The 3,767-nt window shown below is 34.7% G+C and carries 1 protein-coding gene; it reads left to right on the top strand.

What is annotated here, in order from left to right; translation table 11 throughout:
* Window positions 1-3,763: Ig-like domain-containing protein (locus tag EG240_RS16600; protein WP_158612046.1), on the top strand; the 3,763-nt coding region annotated here is incomplete at its 5' end.
* Between the last annotated feature and the right edge of the window lie 4 nt (window positions 3,764-3,767).

The following is a 3,767-nucleotide window of genomic DNA, read 5'->3' as shown; positions in this document are numbered from 1 at the left end:
AAACCTAACTACATTATCAGGTGATATTGGTATCGAAAATAACATCTCAGATAACACTTACCAAGTAGTAATTAGTGTCGACGATGTTGGTAGTGCCAAAATTGATGGTTTTACCATTACCAAAGGAAATGCAAATGGTGCAAGTTTTATTACAATTAATTCAAGGGAATTGAACAGAAATTCTGGCGGAGGGATTTATAATAATTCTTCATCACCAACTCTTACCAATACAAACATTATAAATAATTCTGCTGATAATGGCGGAGGAATTTGTAATATTTCTTCTTCTTCTCCAATAATTACCAATACAAACATTTCTAATAATTCAACTAATAATGACGGTGGGGGAATTTATAATTTGTATTCTTCTCCAATAATCACCAATACAAACATTTCAAATAATTCAGCTTATAGAAGCGGCGGGGGAAATTATAATTTTTATTCTTCTCCAACACTTACTAATACAACCATTTCAAATAATTCAGCTTATAATGGCGGTGGGGGTTATAATTACGCTTCTTCTCCAATAATCACCAATACAACCATTTCTAATAATTCTTGTAGTTTTAATGGCGGAGGAATTTATAATCAGTTTTCTTCTCCAACAATTAATAATAGTATCATTTGGGCAAACACTAAAAATTCTGACCAATCGGTTAATAATGTTTATAACATAAATAATAGTACTCCTGTTTATAAGTATAGTCTGATACAAGGTAGTGTTGTAAACTCAAACTGGGTTTCAAGTTTTGGAACAGATGGAGGCAATAATATTGATGTAAACCCAATGTTTGCAAATCCTACAAATGGAGATTTTACTTTAACAGATGTAAGTCCTGCTATTAATGCAGGTAATAATTCGTTATATGGCACCTCAATAGCTACTGATACAGATTTAGCAGGTAATCCACGTTTGTTTGGTACAACAATAGATATGGGTGCTTATGAAAAACAAAGTTGTCCAAATATCTCTGCTCCAACTGCTAATAATCAAGAATTCTGTATTGTTGAAAATAAAACAATTGCTGATTTAGTAGTAACTGGACAAAATATCAAATGGTACGAAACGGCAACTTCTACAACTGAATTAGCGACTACAACAGTTTTAACTTCTGGAAGCTATTTCGCAACACAAACTCAAAACGATTGCGAAAGTGTAAATCGTGCGGAAGTTGTGGTTACAATTCACAACACAGCTGCTCCAACTGCGCAAAACCAAGAATTCTGTATTGCTGAAAACGCTACGATTGCGAATTTAGTTGCAACGGGTACGGATATTAAATGGTACGATTCGGTAACTTCAACAACTGCATTAAATACAAATATTGCTTTAGTAAACGGAACTTCTTATTTCGCTTCACAAACTATTAATGGTTGTGAAAGTGTAAATCGTACAGAAGTTGTGATTACAATTCACAACACAGCTGCTCCAACAGCAATTAATCAAGCATTTTGTATTTCTGAAAATGCGACAATTGCAGATTTAGTTGCAATAGGTCAAAACATTAAATGGTACGATTCTGAAACTTCAACAACTGAATTAGCGACAACAACAGTTTTAACTTCTGGAAGCTATTTCGCTTCACAAACTGAAAACGGTTGTGAAAGTGTAAATCGTGCGGAAGTTGTGGTTACGATTCAAGATACAGCTGCTCCAACAGCCGTTGACCAAGAATTTTGTATTTCTGAAAATGCGACAATTGCAGATTTAGTTGCAACTGGACAAAACATTAAATGGTACGAAACAGCAACTTCAACAACTGTATTAAATACAAATATTGCTTTAGTAAACGGAATTTCTTATTTCGCTACACAAACTCTAAACAATTGTGAAAGTGTAAATCGTACAGAAGTTGTGGTTACGATTCAAGATACACCTGCTCCAACTGCGCAAAACCAAGAATTCTGTATTGCTGGAAATGCTACGATTGCGAATTTAGTTGCAACTGGACAAAATATCAAATGGTACGATTCGGTAAGTTCAACAACTGAATTAGCTATAACAACAATTTTAACTTCTGGAAGCTATTTCGCTTCACAAACCCTAAACAATTGTGAAAGTGTAAATCGTGCGGAAGTTGTGGTTACAATTCAAGATACAGCTGCTCCAACTGCGCAAAACCAAGAATTCTGTATTTCTGAAAACGCTACGATTGCGAATTTAGTTGCAACGGGTACGGATATTAAATGGTACGATTCGGTAACTTCAACAACTGCATTAAATACTAATGTTGCTTTAGTAAACGGAACTTCTTATTTCGCTTCGCAAACTCTAAACAATTGTGAAAGCGTAAATCGTACAGAAGTTGTGGTTACGATTCAAGATACAGCTGCTCCAACAGCAATTAATCAAGCATTTTGTATTTCTGAAAATGCGACAATTGCAGATTTAGTTGCAACTGGACAAAATATCAAATGGTATGAAACGGCAACTTCAACAACTGAATTAGCGACTACAACAGTTTTAACTTCTGGAAGTTATTTCGCTTCGCAAACTCTAAACAATTGTGAAAGCGTAAATCGTACAGAAGTTATGGTAACGATTCAAGATACAGCTGCTCCAACTGCGCAAAACCAAGAATTCTGTATTGCTGAAAATGCAATGATTGCAAACTTAGTTGCAACTGGTCAAAACATTAAATGGTACGAAACGGCAACTTCAACAACTGAATTAGCGACTACAACAGTTTTAACTTCTGGAAGTTATTTCGCTTCACAAACTGAAAATAATTGTGAAAGTGTAAATCGTGCGGAAGTTGTGGTTGCAATTCAAGATACAGCTGCGCCAACAGCAACATCGATTCAAGAATTTTGTTCAAATCAAAATTCTAAAATTTCTGATTTAGTTATTACTGGAACGAATATTAGATGGTATGGCTCAGAAACTTCAACAACTGAATTGAATACAAATACATCTTTGGTAAACGGTGCTTCTTATTTCGCTACTCAAACTGAAAACGGCTGTGAAAGTGCAAACAGAACTGAGGTTCAGATTCAAATTTCTACGCCTCCTAATTTACCTTCTGGAGATAGTATTCAAACTTTTTGTGGTAATGCAACTATTGCTGATTTAGAAATTGTTGGGCTTCCAGATGCTGAGTTAATTTGGTATCAAACATCGTATTCAAATACCATTTTACCAACTTCAACAACTTTAGCTAACGCTACGTATTATGTTGCGCAAAAAGTTGGTGCTTGTATTTCGGATAGAAAACCAGTAACCGCTCGAATCATCAATTTAAGTCCTCCAAATGTGGGTGATTTTGAATTCTGTGGAAGTGCAGTGGTAGCTGATTTATATATTCCTGCTGCAACAGGTGTTACTTATAAATGGTATAATTCACCATCAAGTACAAATCAATTAACATCAACAACTCCTTTAAATACAGGAACTTATTTTGTATCGAAAAATGAATATAATTGTGAAACGCAAAGAACTGCAGTTTCTGTTCTAATCAAAGATTTACCTGATAGTCCGACTGGAGTTTCGCCTCAAATCTTCATTGAGGGAAGTGTTTTAAATCAAATTGTGGTTAACCCAACAACTTCGGTTTATTATATTACTGAAGAAGACGCAAGAACAAACACGAATCCTTTGTCTCTGAATATGCCACTTGTAAACGGAACAACTTATTATGCGGTTGTGATTGGAACAAATGGATGTCCGAGTTTACCTTTACCGATTACAGTGGATGTTTATTTATCTAATAACCTGAGTTCGATTAATAAATCAAGAAAAATAGTTGGTAAAAAAAAGAAATAGTTGT

The sequence above is a fragment of the Paenimyroides tangerinum genome (assembly GCF_003865405.1).
Lineage (GTDB): Bacteria > Bacteroidota > Bacteroidia > Flavobacteriales > Flavobacteriaceae > Flavobacterium > Flavobacterium tangerinum.
The sequence above is the reverse complement of the archived record's forward strand: the minus strand, read 5'-3'. Positions and strand labels throughout refer to the sequence as shown.